The following is a 25,377-nucleotide window of genomic DNA, read 5'->3' as shown; positions in this document are numbered from 1 at the left end:
TTTATAATCTTAAACTGTTATTTTTAAACCATCATAGGCTAAAAACACGTTTTCGGGTAACATTTTAGATACCTCATCATGAAAACCTAGTTTATGACTAATATGAGTTAAGTAAGCTTTTTTAGGTTTTACTTCAGCAATAAAATCTAAGGCTTCTTGTAAATTAAAATGAGTAGGATGCTCTTCTATTCTTAATGCGTTTATTACTAAAACATCTAAATCTTTCAATTTCAATTTCTCTTCATCAGAAACCGTTTTTACATCTGTTAAATAAGCAAAATCTCCAAACCTGTATGCAACAATAGGTAATTTTCCATGCAAAACTTCTATAGGTGTTACCTTTACTCCTTCTACATTAAAACTTGTTTTATCTACCAACTTTGGCAATACACTCGGCGCACCAGGATACCTGTTTTCTACACTAAAAATATAATCAAATCTTTTTTCTAAACTTAGCAAGGTTCTTTCCAATAAATAAATTGGCATTTCCCCAATTTGATAACAAAAAGCTCTTAAATCGTCTAAACCACCAATATGATCTGCATGTTCATGCGTAAAAAAGACGCCATTTAAAGATTGTACATTCTCTCTTAACATTTGCTGTCTAAAGTCTAAACCACAATCTACAGTATAAGAAACATGGTCCCAAGAAATTAAAACAGAAGACCTTAAACGTTTGTCTTTTAAGTTTTTAGACAAACAAACAGGGTGATTACTTGCAATCATAGGAATTCCTTGTGACGTCCCTGTTCCTAAAAAGGTAATATTGAGTTGTTTCTTGGTAAAGTTCATTCCAACAAAAATAGCATAAAAATTGACTGATAGCCTTCTATTTTAGTACATTTGTTTCAACCTTAAAAAATAGCATTATATGGCAATATCTTTAAAAGGAGATCAAGAGATTAGTAGTGTTCCTACAATTAAAAGCAAAGCGCTAAGAATTAATTTAAATAGAGATATTTACGGAACGTTTGCTGAGATTGGCGCAGGACAAGAAACTGCTCGTAACTTTTTTAGATCTGGAGCTGCTTCAGGAACAATAGCAAAAGCAATGAGTGCTTATGATAAAGATTTTTCTGATGCTATTTATGGCGTAGAAGAAGACAATCGTTATGTAACTCAGCCGCGTTTAAAAAAAATGTTAGGTCACGAAATCGATTTAATGGAAGATCGATTAAGCAGACAAAAACATCCAGATAAATTATTCTTTAGTTACGCCAACACAGTAACTACTATAGATTTTGCAAAACAATTTAAAGGACACGGTTGGGTAGGAATTCGTTTTCAATTAGACCCTCTAGAAGGCTACAATGAAATTGTTTTACACTTACGTTTTAAAGAAACGGATGCTCGTTTACAGCAAGAAACCTTAGGTATTTTAGGTGTAAATCTAATTTATGGTGCTTTTTATCTGAATGATAATCCTAAAGATTTAGTAAAATCTTTTTACGACAACTTAAGCAATGACCAGTTAGAAATTGATATGATTAATTTTGCTGGACCTCGTTTTATGTATGTAGACAACCGTTTAATGAGTTTACAGTTGCTAAAAAATGGTATGACAAATGCCGTTATGTTTGGCCCTGACGGAAATAACTTATTACCAGCACAAGTTTTATATAAGAAAAACATTTTAGCTTTACGTGGAAGTTTTAGACCTGTTACTAAGGTAAATATGGACATGTATGAAAAGTCTAAAAAAATATTTTTATCCGAAAATAAAGTAGAAGAAAATAAAACGCAAGTAATTTTCGAGATTACCCTAAGTAACCTAACTTCTGAAGGTAAAATTAATGAAAGAGATTTCTTAGACAGAGCAGAATTACTTTGTTCTCTAGGACAAAATGTAATGATTACAAGCTTTCAACAATACTTTAAATTGGTAGAATATTTTAGTGAATTTACCAAAGAAAGAATGGGCTTAACCATGGGAGGTCAAAATCTTATAGAACTTTTTGATGAAAAATATTACCGTAATTTAAGTGGAGGAATCTTAGAAGCTTTTGGTAAATTATTTTACAGAGACTTAAAAGTATATACCTATCCTTATCATGATACGGAATCTGACGAATATATTACAATAGAAAAACTAAAGGTTCACCCAAGAATGAAAGAACTATACAAGTTCTTTAAAAACAACGGAAAACTTGTTAATATTGATGATTTTGACAAAGATATCTTAGATATTTTTTCTCGTACTATCTTAAAAATGATTTTAAACGGAGAAAAAGGCTGGGAAGAAATGTTACCTGAAGGAATTTCTGATACCATAAAGCAAAAAAGACTTTTTGGTTACTCTAGAACAAGAGTCAGAAAATAAGCATTAAACCTTTTATTACTTATTAAGTCTAAACTTTATAAACTATTATAGTTGACAGACGAAACTATTTTAATAGAACAGTTAAAAAATATTCAGACTAAAGATAAAGCGTTTAGAGAGCTTATAACTCTCTATAAAGAACGCTTGTATTGGCACATCCGTAAAATTGTGATTTCTCATGATGATGCAGATGATGTTTTACAAAATACGTTTATTAAGGTTTTTAAAAATATAGATAAGTTTAACCAGGAGAGTAAGTTATTTTCTTGGATGTACAGAATTGCAACCAATGAGTCTATTACTTTTATAAATAAAAGAGCTAAAAAACGAAGTTTAGACATTGCTGACTACCAACAAGAATTAGCATCTACTCTAGCGAGTGATGATTTTTATACAGGTGATGAAATTCAAATTATTTTACAAAAAGCAGTTGCAACATTACCACAAAAGCAACAACTTGTTTTTAACATGAAGTATTTTGATGAAATAAAATATGATGAAATGTCTGAAATTCTAGAAACCTCTGTTGGAGCTTTAAAAGCTTCTTATTTTCATGCAGTTAAAAAAATTGAACTTTACATAAAAAAAGAAGCCAATTAAACCTTTCTATAATTAAAAGGTCTAAAGAGTATCATGGAAAACAAAATTAAAAATAGCGAAGAGTATTTAAACTCAATATTAGGAAAGAAAAATAGTTTTTCGCTTCCTAAAAACTATTTTGATACAATTGAAGATGCTGTTGAAACAAAATTAGCAGAAGAAAACCTGACTAAAGAAAATGGTTTTGCAACACCAGATAATTACTTTAAAAATTTAGAAGATAATATTCTATCTAAAGTTTCAGCACCTAAAAAAGAAGCTAAAGTCATTTCTTTTAAAGAAAGAATTTTAAAAATAATTCCTATTGCTGCTGCGGCATCAATCATTTTATTTATCGGGTTAAATTCTTTTGAGTTTAACAAGACAGAAGAACTAACCATAGACTCTTTGTCTGATGACGATATGGAGTTTTGGCTAAATTCTACTACTATACATACTAATGACATTGCTATTGTATTAGAAAATGACCTATTAGAAGAAAGTGACTTTTATTTTTCATCTTTAGAAGATGAAAACATTGAAGATTATATAAATTCTATAGACAACACTTCATTTTTAAATGAAATAAACTAAAATTAAGAATATGAAAAAATTGATAACCCTTATTTGCATTACCCTTTTTTGTACTCTTACCTTGTCTGCTCAAGACAATAAAGGAAGTAAAGAGAAAATTAAAGCACTTAAAGTTTCTTATTTAACAGAACAACTAAACTTAACACCCAGTGAAGCTGAAAAATTTTGGCCTATTTACAACGCATATTCTAAAGAACAATACTCTTTAAGATATACACTTAGGTATAAAATTAAAAATGCAATGAAAGAAGAAGGTGAAACTAGCGCTTTTTCTGAAAGTGAGGCACAAAAGTTAGTAATGTTAAAATTAACAACAGATCAGAAAATTTACGAATCTCAGAAAAACTTTATAGACAACATTAAAAAAGTAATTTCTTATAAAAAGATTGTTCAACTACAGTTAGCAGAAATGGATTTTGGCAGAAAACTAATGAGTAAATACAAACATAGGAGATCAGAATCTAAAAATTAAACAAAAAAAAAGGAAGCTAAATGCTTCCTTTTTTTTGTTACTTAATTAATGCCATGCAAGAATATAATTCTGGTTTATTAGAAGTAAACTGTCTTAACCAAATCGTTAGCTCATCTACTTCATAAGGTAACAATCGACTTAAGGCCTTTTCTAGTTCTTTACAAAACAAATCTGAATTAAAACTCACCTTTTTTAGTACCGTTTTAGTGTACTCAAACATTGCTCTAGCCATTTCTATTAATTAAATTAGACAATAAAACACAACTACTAAATCGTTATAGTAGCTTTACCAAAAGTAACGAAAAAAACCATCATTTTATAAATGATGGTCTTAAATTATGCTTAAAAAATTGTTAAGATTATAATGTATTAATCTTTTCAACTAATCCTTTCGCTTTTTCTTCTAATTCTAGGTTGATCGCTTTAAAGTGCGCTTTTTTGTTTTCTACCTTACTGTTGTTAACTTTAGCAACTAAAGTGTCAAAAGTTTCGATAGCTTCATCAATAATCGCTTCTCCTTTTTCTGGTGCATTTTTTAAGATTGAAACATCTAATGCATATTCGATAACATCACCTAAAACGTAATTGATATCTTTTTTTAAGTTTTTTATACTTGCCATAACTTCTTTAAAATTTAATTTTGCAAAGTTAGGTGTTTTTATCTAATTGTTTCTGATATTCTTCAAAAAATAAACCAATATGATATCCGTCTACTAATGCATGGTTTGCAGCAATAGCTACAGGCATCATTATTCTATCGTTTTCTTGATAAGTTTTACCAAAAGATAACTTTGGTATACTTTCATTTTTAACTCCAGAAACGGGTTCTTTTTGACTCGTAAATGTAAACCAAGGTAAAGCCGAACAATAAATACAACTATCTGACACTATTGGAGGAAATAAATCTGTAGAATTTAAAATTCTCTCTTTCTCCTCTAAAAAGTTCTTATTGAATATTTCTAAATCTTCTACATAATGAATAAAAGAAAAACCAAAAGTATAGTCTTCTCTTGCAATGGTTGCCGAAGCATGAATTGTATCACAGATAAAAACTTTATCTTCTTGTATTCTGTACTTAAAATTTTCTATGCTGTTTAACGCTACCAAACAAGCATGCAAATACATGGCAAAGAAAGATTTCTTTTCTAACTTAGATCTTTTGTATAGCGCAGTAACATCAACATTAACCGTCACTCCAAAAAAAGGATCTTCTAAATTTCTAAAATGTTCGTAATGTTGTTTTCTATTCCAGTTTTCAATATCTAAATACTTCATAAAAAGGGAACGATGTCTTTAATGTTAGCAACTGTTTTGTAATCTGAATCAGATTTTTCTTGATCACTCACTTCTTCATGAACCCAAGTGGTATGAAACGGAACATGAATGGCAGATGCACCTAAAGCAACTAATGGTAAAACATCTGACTTTAACGAATTACCAATCATTAAAAATTCTGATGGCTTGATATCTAAACGCTTTATCAACTTCTTGTAATCTTTCGACTTCTTATCACTCATCACTTCTATGTGATGAAAATGTTTTAGCAAATTAGATTTCTCTAGCTTTCTTTCTTGATCTAACAAATCTCCTTTGGTAGCAACAATCAATTTATATTTTCCTTGAAGCAATTGCAACACCTCTTCTACTCCATATAGCAATTCTATAGGTTTATCTAACATCTCTTTACCGATGTTTAAAATTGCAGCTATTGTTTTTTGATTTACATTATAATTAGAAAGCTCTAAAGCACATTCTACCATCGATAAAATAAAACCTTTTACGCCATAACCATAATAAGCTAAGTTTTTAATTTCTTTCTTAAAAAGCTCTTGGTCTATTTTATTCTCGGTCTCGTACTTTGCTAATAATTTTGCAAATTGATGTTCTGCATCTCTAAAATAAGTTTCGTTTACCCACAAAGTATCATCCGCATCAAAAGCAATTACCTTTATGTTGTTACTTATTTTCATGATTTATAATTTTAAAAATTGAATTGCTTTTTCTAAATCTTCCGGAGTGTCTATACCTACAGCTTCTACATCTGTTTCTACCATTTTAATTTTTTTACCAATTTCCTGGTATCTAATGGCTTCTATTTTTTCTGCAGCTTCCAATGGAGTCATTGGCGTATTGTAAAAATCTATTAACGCTTGCTTTCTAAAAGCATACACGCCTTTGTGTTTATAATACTTAACCGCAATATCTTTATCTCTATGAAACGGAATTACACTTCTAGAAAAGTAAATTGCCAAATTATCTACATCGGTAATTACCTTCACATTATTAGGGTTTTCGATATCTTCTTTATTGGTAATTTGTACTTTTAAAGAAGCTAAATCAATCTCTTTTTTATCGTCTTTTTTAAAGACATCAATTAATTTAGAAAGCGAAACTTCATCTATAAAAGGTTCATCACCTTGTACATTAATTACAATATCTGCTTCAATATTTTCTACTGCTTCGGCAATTCTATCAGAACCACATTCGTGTTCTTTGTTACTCATAATTGCTTTTCCGCCTGCGTTTTCGATGGTTTCAAAAATAATATCAGAATCTGTTACAATAAAAACATCATCAAATAAATTGGTATGCAAAGCGGCTTCATACGTTCTTAAAATAACAGGTTTCCCTCCTAAATCTTTCATTAACTTTCCAGGGAAACGAGATGCACTATATCGTGCAGGAATCATGGCAATTATTTTCATAAATTATATTTAAAAGGTACTAGTAAAATGATTACTCTCCAGAATAACGCACAAAGTTTCTTCGTGTTTCGTATAAAGTTACTTCTATTTCTAAGTTTGCTGGTATGTGAGCTCTTAATTTATTATAAATAACTATAGAAATATTTTCTGCAGTTGGATTTAAGGTTTTAAATTCCGGAACTTCAATATTTAAGTTTTTATGATCAAAAGGCTCTTCTATTTCTTCTTTAATCAATTCTCTTAGCAAGCCTAAATCATACACAAAACCAGTAATAGGATCTACTTCACCAAACAATGCCACAATCATTTCATAATTATGACCATGGTAATTTGGGTTGCTGCATTTACCAAATACTTCTGCATTTTTCTCATCCGACCACTCTGAATTAAACAGTCTGTGTGCCGCATTAAAATGTGCTCTTCTATAAACTTTTACTTTAGGCATTTTTTAATTTTTCAAAAGATTTATCAAAAATAATTTTAAACCACTCTGTGTATTCATTTGGATTGTTCTCCATGTCTTTTTTAACATCAAGTAAAGTCATCCACTTATAAGCTTCTACTTCTTCTTTATTTATTTTGGGAGCATCGTTATAATAACCAACCATCACATGATCGAATTCATGCTCTGTTAAACCGTTATCAAAAGGTGCTTTGTACATAAACGAAAAAACTTCCTTTATCTCCGTAACAAATCCCATTTCTTCCATTAATCTTCGTTTACCTGCAGCTAAATTTGTTTCTCCATCTCTTTGATGAGAACAACAGGTATTTGTCCATAATAAAGGCGAATGGTATTTGTGTGCAGCTCTTTGTTGCAGCATTAATTCTCCTTTATCATTAAAAACAAACACTGAGAAAGCTCTATGCAATACTGCTTTTTCATGCGCTTCCATTTTTGCCATCAATCCAATCGGATTGTCTTTTTCATCTACTAAAACTACTTGTTCTTCCATATTCGCAAAAATAAGAAAATCAATGAGTATTAAATCATAAAATAATTACAAAACCCATAAGAGTTTTCTTTTCTTTTATTTTGATAACATATATTTGTAATTCTTAACGCCCAATTTGTTTCATGAAAATTTTCTTAAAAGCATTTTTTATAGTTACCATAATTGCATTTTATCAATGTAAAGATGAAAAGAAACCTGTAGAAAAACAAACTAATAAAAAAAAACTAGAAGAGAAGGTTGTAAAAGCGTGGGATAGCCTAAATAGTAAAAATACAGAGGCTTTTTTAACCGAATTTGGCAAACAAAACCCAGAAACCATTGTAGAAATTACAACCGATTTTGGTAAAATAAAATTGCGTTTGTTTGAAGATGTGCCTATTCACAGAGCAAATTTTATTTTCTTAACCAAAATAAAATATTTTAACACCACTGTTTTTTATAGAATTGCTAAAAATTTTGTGCTACAAGGTGGTAATTCTGATGAAATGTACACCCAGAGAGAACGCAGAAAATATGGGAACTATCTATTAGAACCCGAATTTAGAAATAACAGAAAACATAAATACGGTGCATTGGCCGCTGCCAGACAATGGGACAACAACCCTAATAAATTATCAAGTCCTTTTGAGTTTTATATCGTTCAGAGTAAGAGAGGTGCTCATCATTTAGATAATGAACATACTGTTTTTGGTGAAGTTATTTCTGGTTTTGATACCATGACAAAAATGTCTAAAGTAGAAGTTGGCGTAGATGAATGGCCTATTGATGATGTAAAAATGCACATCGAGATTATAGAATAAAGAGCTATTCCATAGAGAATTGTTAAGAAATGATACTATTAGTGTCTAGCAAAAAAGGACTTAAGACCCCTGCACTAAAAGACACAAGAAACAAGACTTTCTCAAATAACTATTTTTAAGTGCTTTGTCCGTTAAAAGAAAAACTCAATAAAAGCCTGTAAAATAGGTGTCTTTTTTTTCTTATTATCACCAATCAACAACCTTTTATCAAGGATACTAGACATGCTTCTAAAGCAAATATTTTTCATTTAGAAACAGACCTCAGCGAATTGAATCCTTAGCTATCGATCTGCGATTAAAATCACTAAAAAAATTATAGAATAAACCCTATCTTTGCACCTCAAATTTTGTAGATGACATTTTTAGAAGAAATAGCACGTAGAAGAACTTTTGGTATTATATCGCATCCGGATGCTGGTAAAACCACATTAACAGAAAAATTACTACTTTTTGGTGGCGCAATTCAAGAAGCTGGTGCTGTAAAAAATAATAAGATAAAAAAGGGAGCAACTTCCGATTTTATGGAGATTGAACGTCAGCGTGGTATTTCTGTTGCTACTTCTGTTTTAGCTTTCATTTATCAAGATAAAAAAATAAACATTTTAGATACTCCTGGTCACAAAGATTTTGCAGAAGACACTTTTAGAACTTTAACTGCTGTAGATAGTGTTATTGTGGTAATTGATGTTGCAAAAGGTGTGGAACCGCAAACCGAGAAATTGGTGGAAGTTTGTAGAATGAGAAGCATACCAATGTTGGTTTTTATCAACAAGTTGGATAGAGAAGGAAAAGATGCCTTTGATTTATTAGATGAAGTTGAGCAAAAACTAGGTTTGCGAGTTACTCCAATGAGTTTCCCTATAGGAATGGGATATGATTTTAAGGGTATTTATAATATTTGGGAAAAGAAATTAAATCTTTTTTCTGGTGATAACAAAACCTCTATTTCCGAAGGTGTTGAGTTTGATGATTTATCGAACCCAGAACTAGACAATATAGTTGGTAAAAAAGCCGCAGATACTTTACGTGAAGAAATAGAATTGATAAGCGAGGTTTACCCCGATTTTGACAGAGAAGAGTACCTGAGCGGTTCACTCCAACCTGTATTTTTTGGTTCTGCTTTAAATAATTTTGGAGTAAAAGAATTGTTGGATGCATTTATTGAGATTGCTCCTGCTCCACAACCTAAAAAAGCAGAAGAGCGTTTAGTAGATTCTAAAGAGAAAAAAATGACTGGTTTTGTGTTTAAAATCCATGCAAACATGGATCCAAAACATAGAGATAGATTGGCTTTTATTAAAATTGTATCGGGAACTTTTAAAAGAAATGCACCTTATTTACATGTTAGAAATGGTAAAAAAGTTAAGTTTTCTAGTCCGAATGCATTTTTTGCAGAGAAAAAAGAAATTGTAGAAGAATCTTTTCCTGGTGATATTGTAGGAATTCATGACACTGGTAACTTTAAGATTGGAGATACTTTAACAGAAGGAGAAGAGTTGAACTTTAAAGGAATTCCTAGTTTCTCTCCAGAACATTTCCGTTACGTAAACAACGCAGACCCAATGAAATCTAAACAATTATATAAAGGTTTAGATCAATTAATGGATGAAGGTGTAGCGCAGCTATTTACTTTAGATATGAATGGTAGAAAAGTAATTGGAACTGTTGGTGCTTTACAATATGAGGTTATTCAATACAGACTAGAACACGAATATGGAGCAAAATGTTCTTACGAAAATTTAAGTGTTCACAAAGCGTGTTGGGTAGAACCAGAAGATATTAAGAACGATGAATTTAAAGAATTCAAACGTGTTAAACAACGTTATTTAGCAAAAGACAAACAAGGTCAGTTAGTGTTTTTAGCAGATTCTGAATTTACCATACAAATGACACAAAGTAAATATCCAACGGTAAAGTTGCATTTTACAAGTGAATTTAAAAAATAATTATGATGAAGAAATTTCTTTTTTTACTGCTAGCAACTCTCAGTTTTAATGGAGTTTCACAGACTTATGATTTATCAGATTTTAAACCTAAAGAATTACACAATTCTATTCGTTTAAATTATATTTTAATAGACCAACCCAATAAAACATACGATTACGGAGATGGTAGTACCTACACACTTCAACCAAGAATGGGTTTATTTGGATTAAATTATAATTTTCCTTTAAATGATTGGTTATATACAGGTGCTGGTTTTCACGGAGCAGTATATGGAGATCAAGGTGGTTTATTTACTTTAGGAGTAAATTTAGGGGTAAATACTCAACTTTATAAAAACTTATACTTCGATGCCAACGTGCATGTAGGAGGCGGTGGTGGTTTTAGAAGCTTAGTTGATGGCGGTGGAATTATCTACCCAAATGTAGGTTTACAATATAAAAATAACGGATATGCATTCGGTTTGCAATATGGGTATGTAAACTTTTTTACTGGAATTCAAAAAGGAGATAATATTTCCTTTTTTGTAGAAATACCAACCTCATTAAGAACTGCATCTTACAAACATGCTCAAAAATCTTTTACGGTTAACAATGAAACCAAAGATAAAGTTTGGACCAAACCTGCTGTAAAAAGTGTACAACAAATTACTTTTGATTATCTTTTTCCAATAGGATCTTCAAGAAACGATGGTCTTGGAAACTTTAATAATACCACTCCACTTACCCAAACATTAAGTCTTTTAGGATTTGAGTACCAACGTTATTTAAACAAAGACACCTTTGTTTACGCACATGTAGACGCCATGTATGGTGGTTTAAGAGCTGGTTTTATGGATGTTTTTTTCGGTATTGGTAAAAACTTTGTAGAAACAGAATATGTAAACTTTTTTGCGAAAGCAGGAATTGGAGCTGCAGGTGGTAGAATTTTCCCTGAAGGTGGTTTAACCATGTACCCAAGTGTGGGTGCAGATGTAAAAGTTACCAAAAATTTTGGATTAGGTCTTCATGGTGGTTATCATAAATCTGTTAGTGGTACTTTTGAAGCTTATACAGCCGGTTTTAGTTTAAAATATTATGGTTTAAGCGGCGGAATAAAAGATCCTTATACAGCAGAAAAAATTAAATATATAAATACCCAAGGAATACAAATTGGTGTGCAAAATCAAACTTATTTTGATGTTGCCATTCTTGACAGACCATACAAAGAACATGATTTAGAGCTAATAGCATTAAAAGTTAATTACGATCTAAACCATCGTTTTTATATAGCTGGAGAAGCTTCTTTTGCTTATTTAGGTGGAGCAGGTGGCTATGCTCATGGAATTTTTGGATTAGGAATAAAATCAAACAAATTTTTAAATGATAATTTTTCATTATTTGCAGAAGCTGCAGCAGGTGTTGCAGGTGGCGGTGGTGTAGATTCTGGCGAAGGTGTTTTAATAAGACCTACCGCAGGTATTAATTATCATTTAAACGATAACTTTTCGTTTACAGCTTCGGGCGGACAAATGTGGTCTCCTAATGGTAACGTAAACTCAACAAATTTAAATATTGGTTTTACCTATGGTTTATCAATTTTAAATGCTAAAAAATAATGTATTCTGAATTTGTTTCAGAAACGTATCAATAACAATAAAATCTTGATGTATTTCAAGATTATTAGTAATGTCAGTTCGAGCGCAGTCGAGAACTATTAAATGAATAAAACATCTCGACTGCGCTCGAGAAAACAAAAAAGTAAATTAAAAGATTATGAATAACGGAATTTATGCAAAATTCACCACTCCAAAAGGTGAGATTTTAGTACAATTAGAACACGAAAAAGCTCCTGGAACTGTTGGTAATTTTGTTGCTTTAACAGAAGGAAATTTAGAAAATGCTGTAAAAGAGCAAGGAACTCCTTATTATGATGGATTAAAATTCCACAGAGTAATTCCAGAATTTATGGTACAAGGTGGTTGTCCACAAGGAACAGGAACTGGTAACCCAGGTTATAAATTTGATGATGAATTTCACCCAGATTTAAAACATGATGCTCCAGGAAAATTAGCAATGGCTAATTCTGGTCCTGCAACAAACGGAAGTCAGTTTTACATTACCCACGTTCCTACTCCATGGTTAGACGGTAAACATACTGTTTTTGGTTCTGTAATTGAAGGGCAAGATGTAGTTGATGCAATTGCTCAAGGAGATGATATGACTGTAGAAATTATTAAAGTTGGTGCAGAAGCAGAAGCTTTTAATGCTGTTGAAGCTTTTAGAACTTTTGAAGGATCTAGAGAAAAGCGTGAAGCTGCAGAAATAGCAAAACAAAAAGCATTGTTAGATACAGTTGCTGCTGGTTACGATGAAACTGCAAGTGGTTTACGTTACCAAATTTTACAAAAAGGAACAGGAAAAAAAGCTACTAAAGGCGCTGGAGTTTCTGTACACTATAAAGGTCAATTATTAGACGGTACTGTATTCGATTCTTCTTATAAGAGAAAAGAACCAATCGACTTTAATGTTGGTGTAGGTCAGGTTATTTCTGGTTGGGATGAAGGAATTCAATTATTACAAGTGGGTGACAAAGCTCGTTTTGTAATCCCTTCTAACTTAGCGTATGGTTCTGCAGGTGCAGGAGGAGTTATTCCACCAGATGCAACACTTATTTTTGATGTAGAATTAATGGCTGTAAAATAAGAATAATATTCTTTACAAGTTATATAATTACAAAAAGCTCTCTGATTTCAGGGAGCTTTTTCTATGTAAAAAAGTTTTAATACGATTTACAAATAATTATTTTGTGTAAATAAATTTCAAGTTCATAAAGAGTTCTCGATACAATTTTTATTACGCTACCGCTTCATAAAAATCACTCGAACTGACATGCGAAATATTTAATAACAAATCGTATAATACTTAAAATATGCTTCTCTAATACGGAATGATTTTTAAAATGATTGCTAACATTTTAAAACAAGTGCTGCCCACTAATAAAGGTTCTTAAAAGAAATTAGCTATCAACAAAAAAAACTCAGGCAACCATTTCAAAAAATTTAGCGTCTATTCATATGAATGGTTAAACAAACGTTTATCCGTACTAAAAATAAACAAACCTTAATTATGAAAATCAACCAACTTTTTTACTCAATTATTGCACTAGTATTACTTTCAAGTTGTGCCTCTTCTAAAATAAATAAAATCGTTAAACAAGGAAATGTAGTTCAAAACGATTTTAAAGTGACTGTGCCATTTGAATACCGTAAAGGGCTTATTATCCTTAAAGTTTCTATACAAAATGAAGAATATGATTTTATTTTAGATACCGGAGCTTCTAACGTACTTTCAAAAGAATTAGCAGAGAAACTTAACGTTAAAACCTTGGGTAGTGAAAACGTTACCGACATCCATAAAACGAGCCAATTAATTAACTATACTAAAATAGATGATATTCAAATAGGTGGAATTAATTTTCAGCATACAGTTGCGGCTATTACAGATTTTAACAGTGGCGAACTAGCTTGTTTAAATGCAGATGGTTTTATAGGTTCTAATTTAATGCGATTTGCTATTTGGGACTTCGATTTTAAAAACCAGTTAATTACGATAACCGATAATGAACAGAAATTAAATATTCCTGCAGATGCAATAGAGTCAAAAATGTTTATTGGTACAGCAGCGAGTCAACCATCTATTATTAGCTATATAAATGGAGATAGAGCATTAAATAATATGATTGATTTAGGTAATAACGGCACACCACATTTAGCACATGGAGATTTTGTAAAGCAGAAGGAATCTAATAAAATTAACAAATATATTTCAGGTTCTGGATATACTAGCATAGGAATGTATGGAAAAGGAAAAAAGAAAAATGAGTATTCTGCAAAAGTTGATGAGATAAAAATAGGCGAACATCTTATAAAAAATAAGGTAATGCGGGTTAAAGATGGTAAAACAAACCTTGGAATTTCATTTTTTAAAAATTACAGATTGATTTTAAACTGGAAAGCAAGAAAGGTTAAAATGATTAAAGAAAGAGATACTAATAATACAGAATTAAATCATTTTGGTTTTAACCCTTATTTTAATGGTAATAAGGTTTATGTAGATTTTATATATAATGAAACCCCAGCATCTAAGGTCTTACAACTCGGAGACCAAGTATTAGAGATAAATGATATTGATTTAACAAACATAACTGATAACAATAAATGTGTTTTTTTTAACAATGGTTTTGTCCCAAAAGAAACTGATGAAATAACAATTAAAGTTTTAAGGAATGGAGAAAAGTTAGAATTTCAGTTAAAAAAAGCTATGATACTTTAAACAAACAGAACAGCTAACCCTTACAAAAATAATTACTGTTTAGTGATTCCGAAAAAGTTAGTTGCATGTTTCTAACTTCTGACTTTACTTCGAAAATTCCTCGTATTCAAACCCGAAAATAATCGTAAACATTATTACAAAAAGCTCTCTGATTTCAGGGAGCTTTTTGCATTTGGGTGTGCGTAATTAATAATAGTATATAAAGAAATTGACAACAATTTAAGAAAACAACTGGACTACCAAATATACCTACTATTAGGTATTGACTTTTAGAAACAAAGTTTATAACTTGAAACCAACTAAAACCAACTAAAATGAAATCTTTTTTTACAATTACATTCTCACTTTTATGCTGTTTTATTTTTGGACAAACAAATCCTCAAGTAATTTTTTCATCACCAGATTTAATTCAAGGAACTGGGCAAATTGGAACTACGATTGAAATCAGTACAGATTCAGACTTTACATCTGAACATCAAGTTGCAGTTGACAATAAAGGCGAATTTAAATTCACGTTTCCTACATCATTAACTGTTGGAAACAATATTATAATATGGTCAGTAAATTCTAAAAAAGAGATTTCACAGAGAATACTTGTAAAAATTCAGCAACCTGACTTAATTCTTCAAAATTTCAGTAATGGAAATCTTTCTACTAGAAACATTGCCAACTACTCTGTTGCTGGTAAAACAGTAAAATATAAAGCTACTATTTGGAATACTAATTTTTCAATACCACTTGCGAGATTTAATTTTACTAAAGACGTCCAACAAAAAAATGGAGACCTTTTGCTTTTTAATTCGATTGGAGCAGGTTTTGGAATTAGTGCAGGAGAGTTAAGCGAGACAAGAGATATACAGGGAAATCTAATTAATCAAGAATTTGTTAATACATTGGGATTACATTTAGGATTTCTATTTTCTGCAGGAACTGGAGATGACACTAAAAATGTTTTTGCACCTACTTTGAATTTTAGTGTTTTAGACTTCCAAATTGGTGTTGGTTATGAACTTGGAACTTTATCGGAAAACCAACGTCCAACTTTTTTGACTTTATCCTATGCGATTCCCCTTTATAAACTTAAAAAAGGTAGTTTCTGGATATGGAAAAATTCTAAACCAATAAACGACCCAATGCAATCAAGACTTGGTGAATAAGAAAGCCAGTTACCAACACCCGTAACCGTTGCACAACCATATAATTTAGAAGTAATTCGTATTTAAAACACTTGTTTTAAATACGAATTACTCACTTTTAATAGTACAATACTCTAAATTTTGGTGCACTTAAAAATGAGTAAATCACTTGTATAAAGTAGTATTTTTATAAATAGTTTTTAAAAAGCTGTTTTTATAAGTTGCCACCCTATAAACTTTTGTTAATAAGTTGAAACAAATGTTTAAACATTTAAATAGCACGCACTTGTTATTTATTGTAAATTTAGACTACCAAATTCTTCCCATTTGCTATGAAAGAATTTTCCCAAAAAATGAAACTAATTACTATGTATATCCCTTTTAAATAATGGATGTCCGTAATTCAAGTTAGTATATAAAGAAGCTGTGCTTAATGCAAAAAAACTGAGAACTAATCAAAAACATTGAATGGAAAAAGAAGCAATATTCAAACAGTTACAATCTTGGACAAATAATATTCCACTTATAATTCTTGGAAGTGGAGCTTCTGTTCCTTTTAAACTTCCTTCAATGTGGGTTTTAGGAGACTATATAAAAAACTCAATTAGTTTTACAGACACAAAAGACCAAAATCAATTCACTGAATTTATTACAGAATTTGATAAAACTGGAGATTTAGAGACAACACTTACAAAACTTCAATTAAGAGAAAATGTACTTTCAGAAATTGTAAATAAGACTTGGGAATTAGTAAATAAAGCGGACTTAGAAGCTTATGAATATTTTATAAATAACAGTAATGACTTTCCTTTATCAAAACTACTTGAACATTTTTTAGACACAGCAGGAAAAAAAGTTTCTATAATTACAACAAATTATGACAGACTTGCAGAATATGCTTCAAGTTTAGCTAAAGCAGTTATTTGTACTGGTTATTCTCAAAACCCTATTGGGCATTTTTCTAACAGTATTCAATCAAATAATTTAGCTTCTCTTAAAGGTTATAAAGGACAAGTGAATATTTGGAAAGTTCACGGTTCTTTAGATTGGTTTAAATCTATAGAAGATGAAAATATCCAATTACCTAATAGACAAAATATTCCACAAAATTATAGACCTTTAATAGTAACACCAGGTATTAGTAAATTTTACGAGACGAGCTTTGAACCATACCGAACAATTTTTGCACGATCAGATAATGAAATTGATTCAGCAAATGGATATTTATGTATTGGGTATGGATTTAATGATGAGCATGTTCAACCTAAACTTATTACACAAATAAAGAACAATAAACCTATAATAGTAATAACTAAAGAACTTACTCCAAAAACAAAGCAATCAATTATTGATAATAATTGTAAAAATTATATGCTTATCGAAGAAGCAAATTCCAAAGACACAAAAATTTATTCTTCCAAATTTGGAGAAGTAATAATTGAGGATACTTCTTATTGGGAATTAGGCGAATATCTAAAACTAATAATCACATAAAACAACACTCTATGGCAATATTTAAATTTGAAGAATCTGCAACAATCGGAACTGTTTTTAGTGTCGATACTGCAACAATCATAGTGAAAGTTGATGAATTAGATAAACTTCGTAAACTTCAAGTAAATCATTTAATTGCAGTTAAAAGTTCAAAAGCTGGACAACATTTAATTGGTATAATAAGTAGGATTACACGAAAAGTTTCTGATGATGAAAATCCTGTAAATGAAGATTTAGGAATGACAAATTTCTTACTAACAGAAAATATTCTAAAAGTAAATTTAATAGGAACATTAATTGACAAACACGGAGAAAAAGAGAATGTATTTAAAAGAACTTTAGACACAGTACCCGAAATTGAAGCAAATTGCTTTCCTATAGATGGAGAAAACATTACCAAATTTATGCGAACAATATCTTCGCAAGAAAACTATAAAGTACCACTTTCTTTGGGTAAATACTCAATTGACGAAAATGCAGAAGCATTTTTAGATGGAGATAAACTTTTTCAAAGACACGCAGTAATTGTTGGTAGCACTGGTTCTGGAAAATCTTGGTGTGTAGCAAAATTAGTAGAACAAATTGCAAAACTTCCAATGGCTAATTCTCTATTATTTGATATACACGGAGAATATAGTGGGGAAAGTTTTAAAGCTGATGGAATTCAACATTTGAAAATTGCAAATCCAGCAGATTTAGGTAAAACAGGAAACCTTGAGAATAACGTATTGATGCTTCCATATTGGCTTTTAACTTACGAAGAGATGTTAGCTATGTTATTAGATAGAAGTGATAGCAACGCTCCTAATCAAGCAATGATTTTTTCTAAAACAGTTTTTAACGAAAAAGTAAAATTTTTAGACAGTATTGGAGATAGTACATTTAAAGATAGTATCACAATTGACAGTCCTATTCCATACAAAATGGAGAATGTTATAGCTGAAATTACACGATTAGATACTGAAATGGTCGCAGGTTCTAATGGTAGAGAAAAACAAGGTCCGTTTTTCGGAAAATTAACTCGTTTTATTCAAAGATTAGAAGCTAAAAGTCAGGACAAAAGACTTGGTTTTATGTTTCAAATTTCAGATGACGAACTTGAAATTGATTGGTTGAATAAATTGTGTAATTCATTAATGCAAGGTTCAAACAATAATGATAAAAAAGCAGGAGTAAAAGTTATTGACTTTTCAGAAGTTCCTTCAGATGTTCTACCATTAGTTATTGGATTAGTTGCAAGAATTATTTTTACAGTTCAACAATGGACTGCAACCGATAAAAGACACCCAATTTGCCTATTATGTGATGAAGCTCATTTATACATACCTGAAAGAACAAGTCAAGATTCCGCTTCTGAATTGGGATTAAAGAATTTTGAAAGAATTGCAAAAGAAGGTAGAAAATACGGAGTAAGTTTAACTGTTATTAGTCAACGTCCAGCAGAAGTAAATAGAACTGTTTTAAGTCAATGCAATAACTTTATTTCATTAAGGTTATCAAATGCAGAAGACCAAGCTGTTATAAAAAGACTTCTTCCTGATAATCTTTCAGGTTTAACTGATGTTTTACCTATTCTTGATATTGGAGAAGCTTTAATAGTTGGAGATTCTTCACTTTTACCTACAAGAGTTATAATAGACGAACCAACAATTAAACCTCAAAGTGCAACAATCAAATTTTGGGAAGAATGGAGTAATGAAAAGGCTGAACAAGATATTTCAAGTGCAGTAATTGGATTAAGAAGGCAATCGAAATAAAGCAATAAACTAAATAAAATTCTGTGCTAAAAAACAAATAAAACTCATTAGTTTTTCACTAAATCACTTCTATAATTATTATCATATGTTTATCCTAATTTAGCAATAGCTTATTTTAAAAACTTATTACAAACACGCAAGCAATTCTCACTCATAATATTTTATTTCTAAAACATAAAAAAGGCTGTCTAAAAAGCAATAAACCTTGTCATGCTGAACTTGTTTCAGCATCTTACTTACTGAAATTCCTATTCAAAAGAATCTGAAATAAATTCAGATTGACAAAAATTCACTTTTTAAACAACCTCTTTTTATAGATGTAATCTACAAATATACTTTGCTATTTTTCACTAATAATAGTCAACTCATCTACAATATGTTTTGCGTTTGAGTATTTATCTATCAACCAAAGTACATATCTAATATCAACATTAATAGTTCTTTGTAAGTTTGAGTCGAAAATAACATCACCAGCCATTGCTTCAATGTTTCCATCAAAAGCCAAACCAATTAATTCACCTTTTCCATTTACAACAGGAGATCCAGAGTTACCACCAGTAATATCGTTATCCGTTAAAAAGTTTACAGGTAACTGACCACGCTCATTTGCGTAACGTCCGTAATCTTTCTTTTCGTAAATATCTAACATACTTTGATCTAAATCAAACTCAGGATCGTTTGGTTTGTACTTTTTAATCATCCCCTGAAAAGTAGTATAATTATTCTCATTCGCATCGTTTCTCTTATCCGCTGGTAAAGCTCTTACTTTACCGTAAGACAATCTTAACGTAGAGTTTGCATCAGGATATTTAATATTACTCAATCCAGATTCACGCAATCCTTTTACTAACAATCTAAAAGATGCTTTAAAATCATTTTCTGCTTGCACCAAACTTTCTGGGTTCTCTCTATACTTATCTAATAACTGATTAGACAATTGCAATAAAGGATCACTATTTAAGATCCCTTCATTTGGGTATTGTAAATAAGCCTCTACTCCTTCTTTAGAAGTAAACATACTCAACTTAAAAATAGCTTTTACATACGCAGAAAAATCATTGTCGTTCTTTCCTCCTACTTCTGCAACCAATTCTGGCAATGAGTAATTAGATTTTGATGCTAACAAACCTAATTGTTTTGCAAAAACCTCTTCTTCTAAAGGCAAGTAAAAATCTTTATAAGAACTCTCTATAAGCGCTTGTAATCTTGGTAACATATTTGCACGCTCTGCTTCATTTGCAGCTGTATATTGCTTTAAAGCACCACCAATTCTGTATGGTAAAACAGCAAATTTACTAGAACGCAACATCCCTAATAAGTAGTTGGTTTGTTTTGCTTTCTCGTTAGTTAAACTATAGTAATTATTAATGTTCTCAATAACTTTTCCGTAGGCTTCTTTATTGTCTTTTTTCTTAGCCCATCTTGCAAACTTCGCTTCTACTTTACTTTTCTTTTCAACCGTTTTATGTTCTGTTAAAGCGGTAATCATTCCACCTCTATTTTTCCAATAGTTGGCAATTCCGGCGTAAGCAGATGCATACATTAGATTTACAGACTCATCTGCATTCATGTATTTTTTCATAACATCCATACTTAATTTAGAACCTTCTACCCAAGCAGGATAAGCATATTTTACGTTTTGCTCTACTCCTTGTGCAGGCATCCAACGGTTTGTTCTACCTGGATATCCTAAAATCATCGCAAAATCGTTTTCTTTTACACCATCAATATTAACAGGTAAATGATATTTTGCTTTTAAAGGCACATTGGCAGTAGAATATTCTGCTGGTTCTCCATTTTCATCTGCATAGACTCTAAATAAAGAAAAATCACCGGTATGTCTTGGCCATTCCCAGTTATCTGTATCTCCACCATATTTACCAACATTTTCTGGAGGTGTACCTACTAAACGAACATCATTATAATCTTCATACACAAAGTAGTAAAACTCATTACCTTCATAGAAAGAACGAACTGAAACCGTATATTTTCCACCTTCGTTATTTTCTTTTTCAATTTTAGCAATTTCTCTATTAATGATTGCTTCACGTTCTTTTTCACTCATTTTATCATTTACAAGTGATAAAATACGTTTAGAAACATCATCCATTCTTACAAAAAAGCGCACATATAAGCTTTCTGGTTTCAATTCTTCTTCTTTAGAACCTGCCCAGAAACCATTTTTTAAATGATTTTGTTCTGCTGTAGATAATTCTGCAATTGCATTGTAACCACAATGGTGGTTTGTTAACACCAATCCGCTTTCCGATACGATACTTGCTGTACAACCTCCGTTAAACTGCACGATACCATCTTTTAAACTTTGATTATTAACACTATAAATTTCTTCTGATGTTAATTGTAATCCCATTTTTTGCATATCACGATGATTTAATCGCTCTATATGCATTAAAAACCACATTCCTTCATCAGCCAATGCTGAAGGAATTGAGACCATAAATACAATAAATGTAATAAGTATTTTTTTCATTTTATCTTGTTTTAAATATGGGATAAAAATACTAAAATTTAGGCTCTTTTTAGAACTGATAAGATGTTAAAATATGTTATTTTTCACGCTATTGATAGTCTGAAAATTATCTTTTTTAACCAGTTTATTTCTTCAACTTATTTTTGATCTTTCTTAGAAAAAAAAGTTACTGTTTTTAACATAAGAATAGCTTAAATCGAATAATCTAAGAGAAATAAAAAACTTTTAGTCGCACAAAAAAACGCTTTAAAAACAGAAATATAATTTCGTTTTTAAAGCGTTTTTTATAAGTATTCTATCGATAAGATTCGTTGCTGCTTTTAAATCTTTATTTAAGCTAAAAACACCTTAACAATCCTTATTCGTAATCCTTCATTTCATCATCATAAAAAGCACCTGCTTTATCCATTAAATCTGCTAATTCGGTTGCTATATCTTCTTCACTTTCTCCTGTTAAATCTTCAAACCACTCTACTTCATCATCTTTTAAGTTGATTAAAAAACGAGGAAACTCTGTGTGTAACACAAAAATATCTTCAGGAAATTTACTGTTATCGGCTAATAAAAATTTAGGTAAAGTCATAATATTTTATTGATTATAGATGCTGTCTGTTCGAGCGCAGTCGAGAACTAATTTTATTATTTAAAGAACCTCTCGACTGCGCTCGAGGGGACACCATTATTTTTTCTCTTTTATCAACTTTAAAGTTAATGAATTAAATCTGATAAATAGTAAAATAGAAGCTGTTGTTAAACCTGCAAGCAAACCTAACCAAATACCAAAACTACCATACATTTCTTCGCTTCCGAAATAATAAGAAACCGGAAAACCGATAACCCAATAAGAAATAAAAGTAAGAATTGTAGGTACCTTAACATCTTGTATACCACGCAAAGCTCCTAAAAAAACAACTTGTATACTGTCTGATATTTGAAAAAATGCAGCTGCTATTAATAAATTTGAAGCAATAGAAACTACTTCCATATTGTCTATATAATTTGTAGTATCACTTAAATCTACATAAATCATTGGTAAACTTTTATGAAAAATAAAGAAAAGTAATGCAAAAAACACTGCTAATAACACTCCTAATAAAAAGATAGAAAAAGCAATTCTACGCAATTCTTTATAATCTCGTAATCCTTTTTGGTTTCCTACTCTAACCATAGCAGCAACACTTAAACCCGTTGCAACCATAAATGTCATAGAAGATAAGTTTAAGGCTATTTGATTTGCTGCTTGTGGGTTTTTCCCTAACAAACCACTTAACCAAACTGCTGCTGTAAAAATAGCAACTTCAAAAAACATTTGCATAGCGCTTAAAGAACCAATATTCACTATTTTTTTTATCGTTAGAACATCTAAAACAAAGAATTTTATATTTCTTACTATTTCTGCAGATCTTTCTTTATAACGCAGCAATAACCACAAGTAAAGCACCATTACAACTCTAGAAATTAACGTACCATACGCTGCACCAATAATTCCCATTTCTGGAAAACCAAATTTTCCAAAAATTAATAAATAGTTTAAAACAATGTTTATAACATTTGCAATTAACGCTGCATACATTGGGTATTTCGTCATAGATAGCCCATCACTAAACTGCTTAATTGCTTGAAAAATAACCAAAGGAATTAATGAAAAAGCAACCAAATCTAAATACGGAATTGCCAACTCTACCACTTCTTTGGGTTGTTTCATTAAATACATTAACGGCTTAGAGAAATAGACGCCAGCAAATAAGACAATACCTAAGGTAGTACATAAAAACAAACCACTTTTATACGTAGCTTTTGCTTGTTTTAGATTATCGGATGAATCTGCTTCTGCAATTAAAGGTGTAATCGCTGTAGAAAAACCAATACCTATAGACATGGCGATAAACATAAAACTATTACCCAAAGAAACCGCAGCTAATTCTGCTGTTCCCATTTGGCCAACCATTATATTATCTATAAAACTTACAAATGTATGCCCAAGCATACCTAACATTACTGGTGCTGCAAGCTTCCAGTTGTATTTAAATTCTGATGTATATTGAGAAATATTCACGTGTATTGTTCTTTTTACGGAGTGCAAAAATACAACTTGTAATTAGAATAAATCGTTGCTATCTGTAAAATAAAAATACAAAAAACCCACTTTTTTCAAAGTGGATTTTTAAGACTAATAAATACAGTTTTTTACATTGCTGGTTTTGGCAATAAAACAGCATCAATTACATGTATAACTCCGTTAGATTGGTTTACATCTGCAATAGTTACTTTAGCTTTCCCTCCGTTTTCATCAGAAATATAAACGTTTTTTCCTTTCATCCAAGCAGTAATGGTTCCTCCGCTTACTGTTTTAATTGCAGCTTTACCGTTTCCTTTTTTAATTAAGGCTACAATTTGCTTTGCATTCCATTTACCTGCAACAACGTGGTATTTTAAAATTGTTTGTAATTTCGTTTTATTTTCTGCCTTTAACAAAGTACTTACGGTACCTTCTGGCAACATATCAAACGCTTTATTGGTAGGTGCAAAAACAGTAAAAGGTCCTTCACTAGTTAATACGTCTACCAATTCTGCTGCTTTTACGGCTGCAACTAATGTAGTATGGTCTTTAGAGTTTACTGCATTTTCTACAATATTTTTAGAAGGGTACATTTCTGCTCCACCCACCATTTTTGTTTTTTCTTGTGCACTAAAATTTTGACTAACAACTAAACTAAGCATTAAAACTGTTACTTTAAAAAAATTTAAGGTTTTCATAATTTGATATTTAAATTAATAATTTGTGTTCAACATATCTACGAGATTTTTTTAGTTACGGTTTTAAAATAAATTTAAAAATAAAATGAATCACAAGAATATTTCCATAAATAATTTAATTATCATTACTTTTGAAGTTCTAAAAAACATACTAAAAACATACAAAAATGGCAAATATCACATTAAAAGGAAACGCAATAAATACAATTGGTAACTTACCTGAAACAGGAACTAAAGCAGCTGATTTTAAACTAACTGCAGTAGATTTATCTCAAAAAAGTTTATCAGATTTTGCTGGTAAAAAGGTAATTTTAAATATTTTTCCTAGTGTAGATACAGGTACTTGTGCTACGTCTGTTAGAGAATTTAATAAAAAAGCGGCAGATTTAGAAAATACAGTTGTTTTATGTGTTTCTAAAGATTTACCATTTGCTCAAGCTCGTTTTTGTGGTGCAGAAGGTATTGATAATGTAGTAATGTTATCTGATTTTGCTGATGGTAACTTCGGAAAATCTTACGAATTAGAAATTGCAGATGGTCCTTTAGCACATTTACATTCTAGATCTATTGTTATTATCGATGAAAACGGAAACGTTGCGTATACAGAACAAGTTTCTGAAATTGTTGACGAGCCTAATTATACAGCTGCTTTAAACGCAATTTAATTTATGAAGAATCCTAATGATAGCTTTATAAGAGGAAGACTTCGTAGTTTTAAGTTTGCCTTAAGAGGCATGTGGCTTTTAATGACTACAGAAGACAGCATAAAAGCACAACTTTTTGTTGCTGTACTTGCTACTATTTTAGGTTTTTATTTTAACATTTCTAATATAGAATGGATGTTTCAGTTTATCGTTATCGGCCTCGTTTTAGTGGCAGAAGCTTTAAACACTGCTATAGAAAAAGTGGCAGATTTTGTACACCCAGATTATCACGAGAAAATAGGTTTTATTAAAGATATAGCTGCAGGCGCACCAAGCTTTGCAGCTTTTACTTCATTAATTATTGCAGGTTTTATATACATCCCTAAAATAACGTTGTTATTTTAGGTGATTTTTT

The 25,377-nt window shown here is 30.7% G+C and carries 26 protein-coding genes; 14 read left to right on the top strand and 12 right to left on the bottom strand.

The genetic code is table 11. The features are described from left to right. Nucleotides 1–9: 9 nt before the first annotated feature. The gene (locus GQS57_RS00805; RefSeq protein ID WP_165730284.1) at nt 10–792 is read right to left on the bottom strand and encodes an MBL fold metallo-hydrolase; all 783 of its coding nucleotides are present in this window, start codon (nt 790–792) and stop codon (nt 10–12) included. A 79-nt stretch (nt 793–871) separates the two neighbouring features. Between GQS57_RS00805 and GQS57_RS00800 the strand changes: the two genes are divergently transcribed. From GQS57_RS00800 to GQS57_RS00785, 4 genes are read left to right on the top strand one after another with little or no spacing between them, the layout of a single operon-like run. Beyond that, the gene (locus GQS57_RS00800) at nt 872–2,320 is read left to right on the top strand and encodes a TonB-dependent receptor (RefSeq protein ID WP_165730282.1); all 1,449 of its coding nucleotides are present in this window, start codon (nt 872–874) and stop codon (nt 2,318–2,320) included. 51 nt (nt 2,321–2,371) lie between these two features. After that, nucleotides 2,372–2,920 (top strand): RNA polymerase sigma factor, encoded by a 549-nt coding sequence (locus GQS57_RS00795; protein WP_165730280.1) that lies wholly within the window; start codon nt 2,372–2,374, stop codon nt 2,918–2,920. Between the two features lie 33 nt (nt 2,921–2,953). Continuing rightward, on the top strand, nt 2,954–3,493 hold the full coding sequence (locus GQS57_RS00790; RefSeq protein ID WP_165730278.1) for a hypothetical protein: 540 nt from the start codon (nt 2,954–2,956) through the stop codon (nt 3,491–3,493). Nucleotides 3,494–3,503: 10 nt separating this feature from the next. Then, nucleotides 3,504–3,965, top strand: coding sequence for a hypothetical protein (locus GQS57_RS00785; RefSeq protein WP_165730276.1), 462 nt, complete (start codon nt 3,504–3,506; stop codon nt 3,963–3,965). A gap of 37 nt (nt 3,966–4,002) precedes the next feature. On the opposite strand, the gene GQS57_RS00780 is transcribed toward GQS57_RS00785, so the two are convergent. The 7 genes from GQS57_RS00780 to idi all read right to left on the bottom strand — a co-directional run bounded on the left by GQS57_RS00780 (nt 4,003) and on the right by idi (nt 7,626). Further along, the gene (locus GQS57_RS00780; RefSeq protein WP_165730274.1) at nt 4,003–4,197 is read right to left on the bottom strand and encodes a hypothetical protein; all 195 of its coding nucleotides are present in this window, start codon (nt 4,195–4,197) and stop codon (nt 4,003–4,005) included. Nucleotides 4,198–4,324: 127 nt separating this feature from the next. Further along, entirely contained in the window at nt 4,325–4,585 is a 261-nt protein-coding gene (locus GQS57_RS00775) for a hypothetical protein (protein ID WP_165730272.1), read from the bottom strand. 28 nt (nt 4,586–4,613) lie between these two features. Then, on the bottom strand, nt 4,614–5,240 hold the full coding sequence (locus GQS57_RS00770) for a chloramphenicol acetyltransferase (protein ID WP_165730271.1): 627 nt from the start codon (nt 5,238–5,240) through the stop codon (nt 4,614–4,616). Beyond that, a complete protein-coding gene (locus GQS57_RS00765) occupies nt 5,237–5,935 on the bottom strand; it encodes an HAD family hydrolase (RefSeq protein WP_165730269.1) in 699 nt (232 codons plus the stop codon). The genes GQS57_RS00770 and GQS57_RS00765 overlap by 4 nt, the downstream gene beginning before the upstream one ends. Before the next feature lie 3 nt (nt 5,936–5,938). Then, on the bottom strand, nt 5,939–6,670 hold the full coding sequence (kdsB, locus tag GQS57_RS00760; RefSeq protein ID WP_165730267.1) for a 3-deoxy-manno-octulosonate cytidylyltransferase: 732 nt from the start codon (nt 6,668–6,670) through the stop codon (nt 5,939–5,941). A 31-nt stretch (nt 6,671–6,701) separates the two neighbouring features. After that, the gene (locus tag GQS57_RS00755; protein WP_165730265.1) at nt 6,702–7,115 is read right to left on the bottom strand and encodes a 6-carboxytetrahydropterin synthase; all 414 of its coding nucleotides are present in this window, start codon (nt 7,113–7,115) and stop codon (nt 6,702–6,704) included. Further along, a complete protein-coding gene (gene idi / locus GQS57_RS00750; RefSeq protein WP_165730263.1) occupies nt 7,108–7,626 on the bottom strand; it encodes an isopentenyl-diphosphate Delta-isomerase in 519 nt (172 codons plus the stop codon). Before idi ends, GQS57_RS00755 begins: the two co-directional genes overlap by 8 nt. Before the next feature lie 122 nt (nt 7,627–7,748). On the opposite strand from idi, the gene GQS57_RS00745 reads away from it, so the two are divergent. The 8 genes from GQS57_RS00745 to GQS57_RS00710 all read left to right on the top strand — a co-directional run bounded on the left by GQS57_RS00745 (nt 7,749) and on the right by GQS57_RS00710 (nt 19,070). Then, nucleotides 7,749–8,426 carry a peptidylprolyl isomerase gene (locus GQS57_RS00745; RefSeq protein ID WP_165730261.1) on the top strand — a complete coding sequence of 226 codons (678 nt, stop codon included), beginning with the start codon at nt 7,749–7,751 and terminating at the stop codon, nt 8,424–8,426. 353 nt (nt 8,427–8,779) lie between these two features. Beyond that, nucleotides 8,780–10,372 (top strand): peptide chain release factor 3, encoded by a 1,593-nt coding sequence (locus GQS57_RS00740; protein ID WP_165730259.1) that lies wholly within the window; start codon nt 8,780–8,782, stop codon nt 10,370–10,372. Between the two features lie 5 nt (nt 10,373–10,377). Further along, a complete protein-coding gene (locus tag GQS57_RS00735; protein ID WP_165730257.1) occupies nt 10,378–11,967 on the top strand; it encodes a hypothetical protein in 1,590 nt (529 codons plus the stop codon). A 157-nt stretch (nt 11,968–12,124) separates the two neighbouring features. Further along, nucleotides 12,125–13,054, top strand: coding sequence for a peptidylprolyl isomerase (locus GQS57_RS00730; RefSeq protein WP_165730255.1), 930 nt, complete (start codon nt 12,125–12,127; stop codon nt 13,052–13,054). A gap of 423 nt (nt 13,055–13,477) precedes the next feature. Continuing rightward, complete coding sequence (locus GQS57_RS00725; protein WP_165730253.1) at nt 13,478–14,683, top strand: aspartyl protease family protein; 1,206 nt, start codon at nt 13,478–13,480, stop codon at nt 14,681–14,683. A gap of 314 nt (nt 14,684–14,997) precedes the next feature. Beyond that, nucleotides 14,998–15,840, top strand: coding sequence for a hypothetical protein (locus GQS57_RS00720; RefSeq protein WP_165730251.1), 843 nt, complete (start codon nt 14,998–15,000; stop codon nt 15,838–15,840). A 447-nt stretch (nt 15,841–16,287) separates the two neighbouring features. After that, nucleotides 16,288–17,313, top strand: coding sequence for an SIR2 family protein (locus GQS57_RS00715; RefSeq protein ID WP_165730249.1), 1,026 nt, complete (start codon nt 16,288–16,290; stop codon nt 17,311–17,313). Nucleotides 17,314–17,324: 11 nt separating this feature from the next. Then, nucleotides 17,325–19,070, top strand: a complete 1,746-nt coding sequence (locus GQS57_RS00710; RefSeq protein WP_165730247.1) for an ATP-binding protein — start codon at nt 17,325–17,327, stop codon at nt 19,068–19,070. A 340-nt stretch (nt 19,071–19,410) separates the two neighbouring features. Here the strand turns inward: GQS57_RS00710 and GQS57_RS00705 are convergent, their stop codons facing one another. The 4 genes from GQS57_RS00705 to GQS57_RS00690 form a co-directional block, all read right to left on the bottom strand. Continuing rightward, nucleotides 19,411–21,561: a S46 family peptidase gene (locus tag GQS57_RS00705; protein WP_165730245.1), complete on the bottom strand. Its 2,151-nt coding sequence runs from the start codon at nt 21,559–21,561 to the stop codon at nt 19,411–19,413. A 358-nt stretch (nt 21,562–21,919) separates the two neighbouring features. After that, complete coding sequence (locus GQS57_RS00700; protein ID WP_165730243.1) at nt 21,920–22,144, bottom strand: hypothetical protein; 225 nt, start codon at nt 22,142–22,144, stop codon at nt 21,920–21,922. Between the two features lie 96 nt (nt 22,145–22,240). Continuing rightward, entirely contained in the window at nt 22,241–23,617 is a 1,377-nt protein-coding gene (locus GQS57_RS00695) for an MATE family efflux transporter (RefSeq protein ID WP_368855176.1), read from the bottom strand. A 131-nt stretch (nt 23,618–23,748) separates the two neighbouring features. After that, nucleotides 23,749–24,318, bottom strand: coding sequence for a fasciclin domain-containing protein (locus GQS57_RS00690; RefSeq protein ID WP_165730241.1), 570 nt, complete (start codon nt 24,316–24,318; stop codon nt 23,749–23,751). Between the two features lie 167 nt (nt 24,319–24,485). On the opposite strand from GQS57_RS00690, the gene tpx reads away from it, so the two are divergent. Both tpx and GQS57_RS00680 read left to right on the top strand, forming a co-directional pair. After that, nucleotides 24,486–24,983: a thiol peroxidase gene (gene tpx / locus GQS57_RS00685; RefSeq protein WP_165730239.1), complete on the top strand. Its 498-nt coding sequence runs from the start codon at nt 24,486–24,488 to the stop codon at nt 24,981–24,983. A 3-nt stretch (nt 24,984–24,986) separates the two neighbouring features. Further along, nucleotides 24,987–25,367 (top strand): diacylglycerol kinase family protein, encoded by a 381-nt coding sequence (locus GQS57_RS00680; protein ID WP_165730237.1) that lies wholly within the window; start codon nt 24,987–24,989, stop codon nt 25,365–25,367. Nucleotides 25,368–25,377: the final 10 nt, after the last annotated feature.

It is taken from the genome of Polaribacter sp. 20A6 (assembly GCF_011378915.1).
Classification (GTDB): domain Bacteria; phylum Bacteroidota; class Bacteroidia; order Flavobacteriales; family Flavobacteriaceae; genus Polaribacter; species Polaribacter sejongensis.
This window is presented reverse-complemented; position numbering and strand designations above follow the sequence as displayed.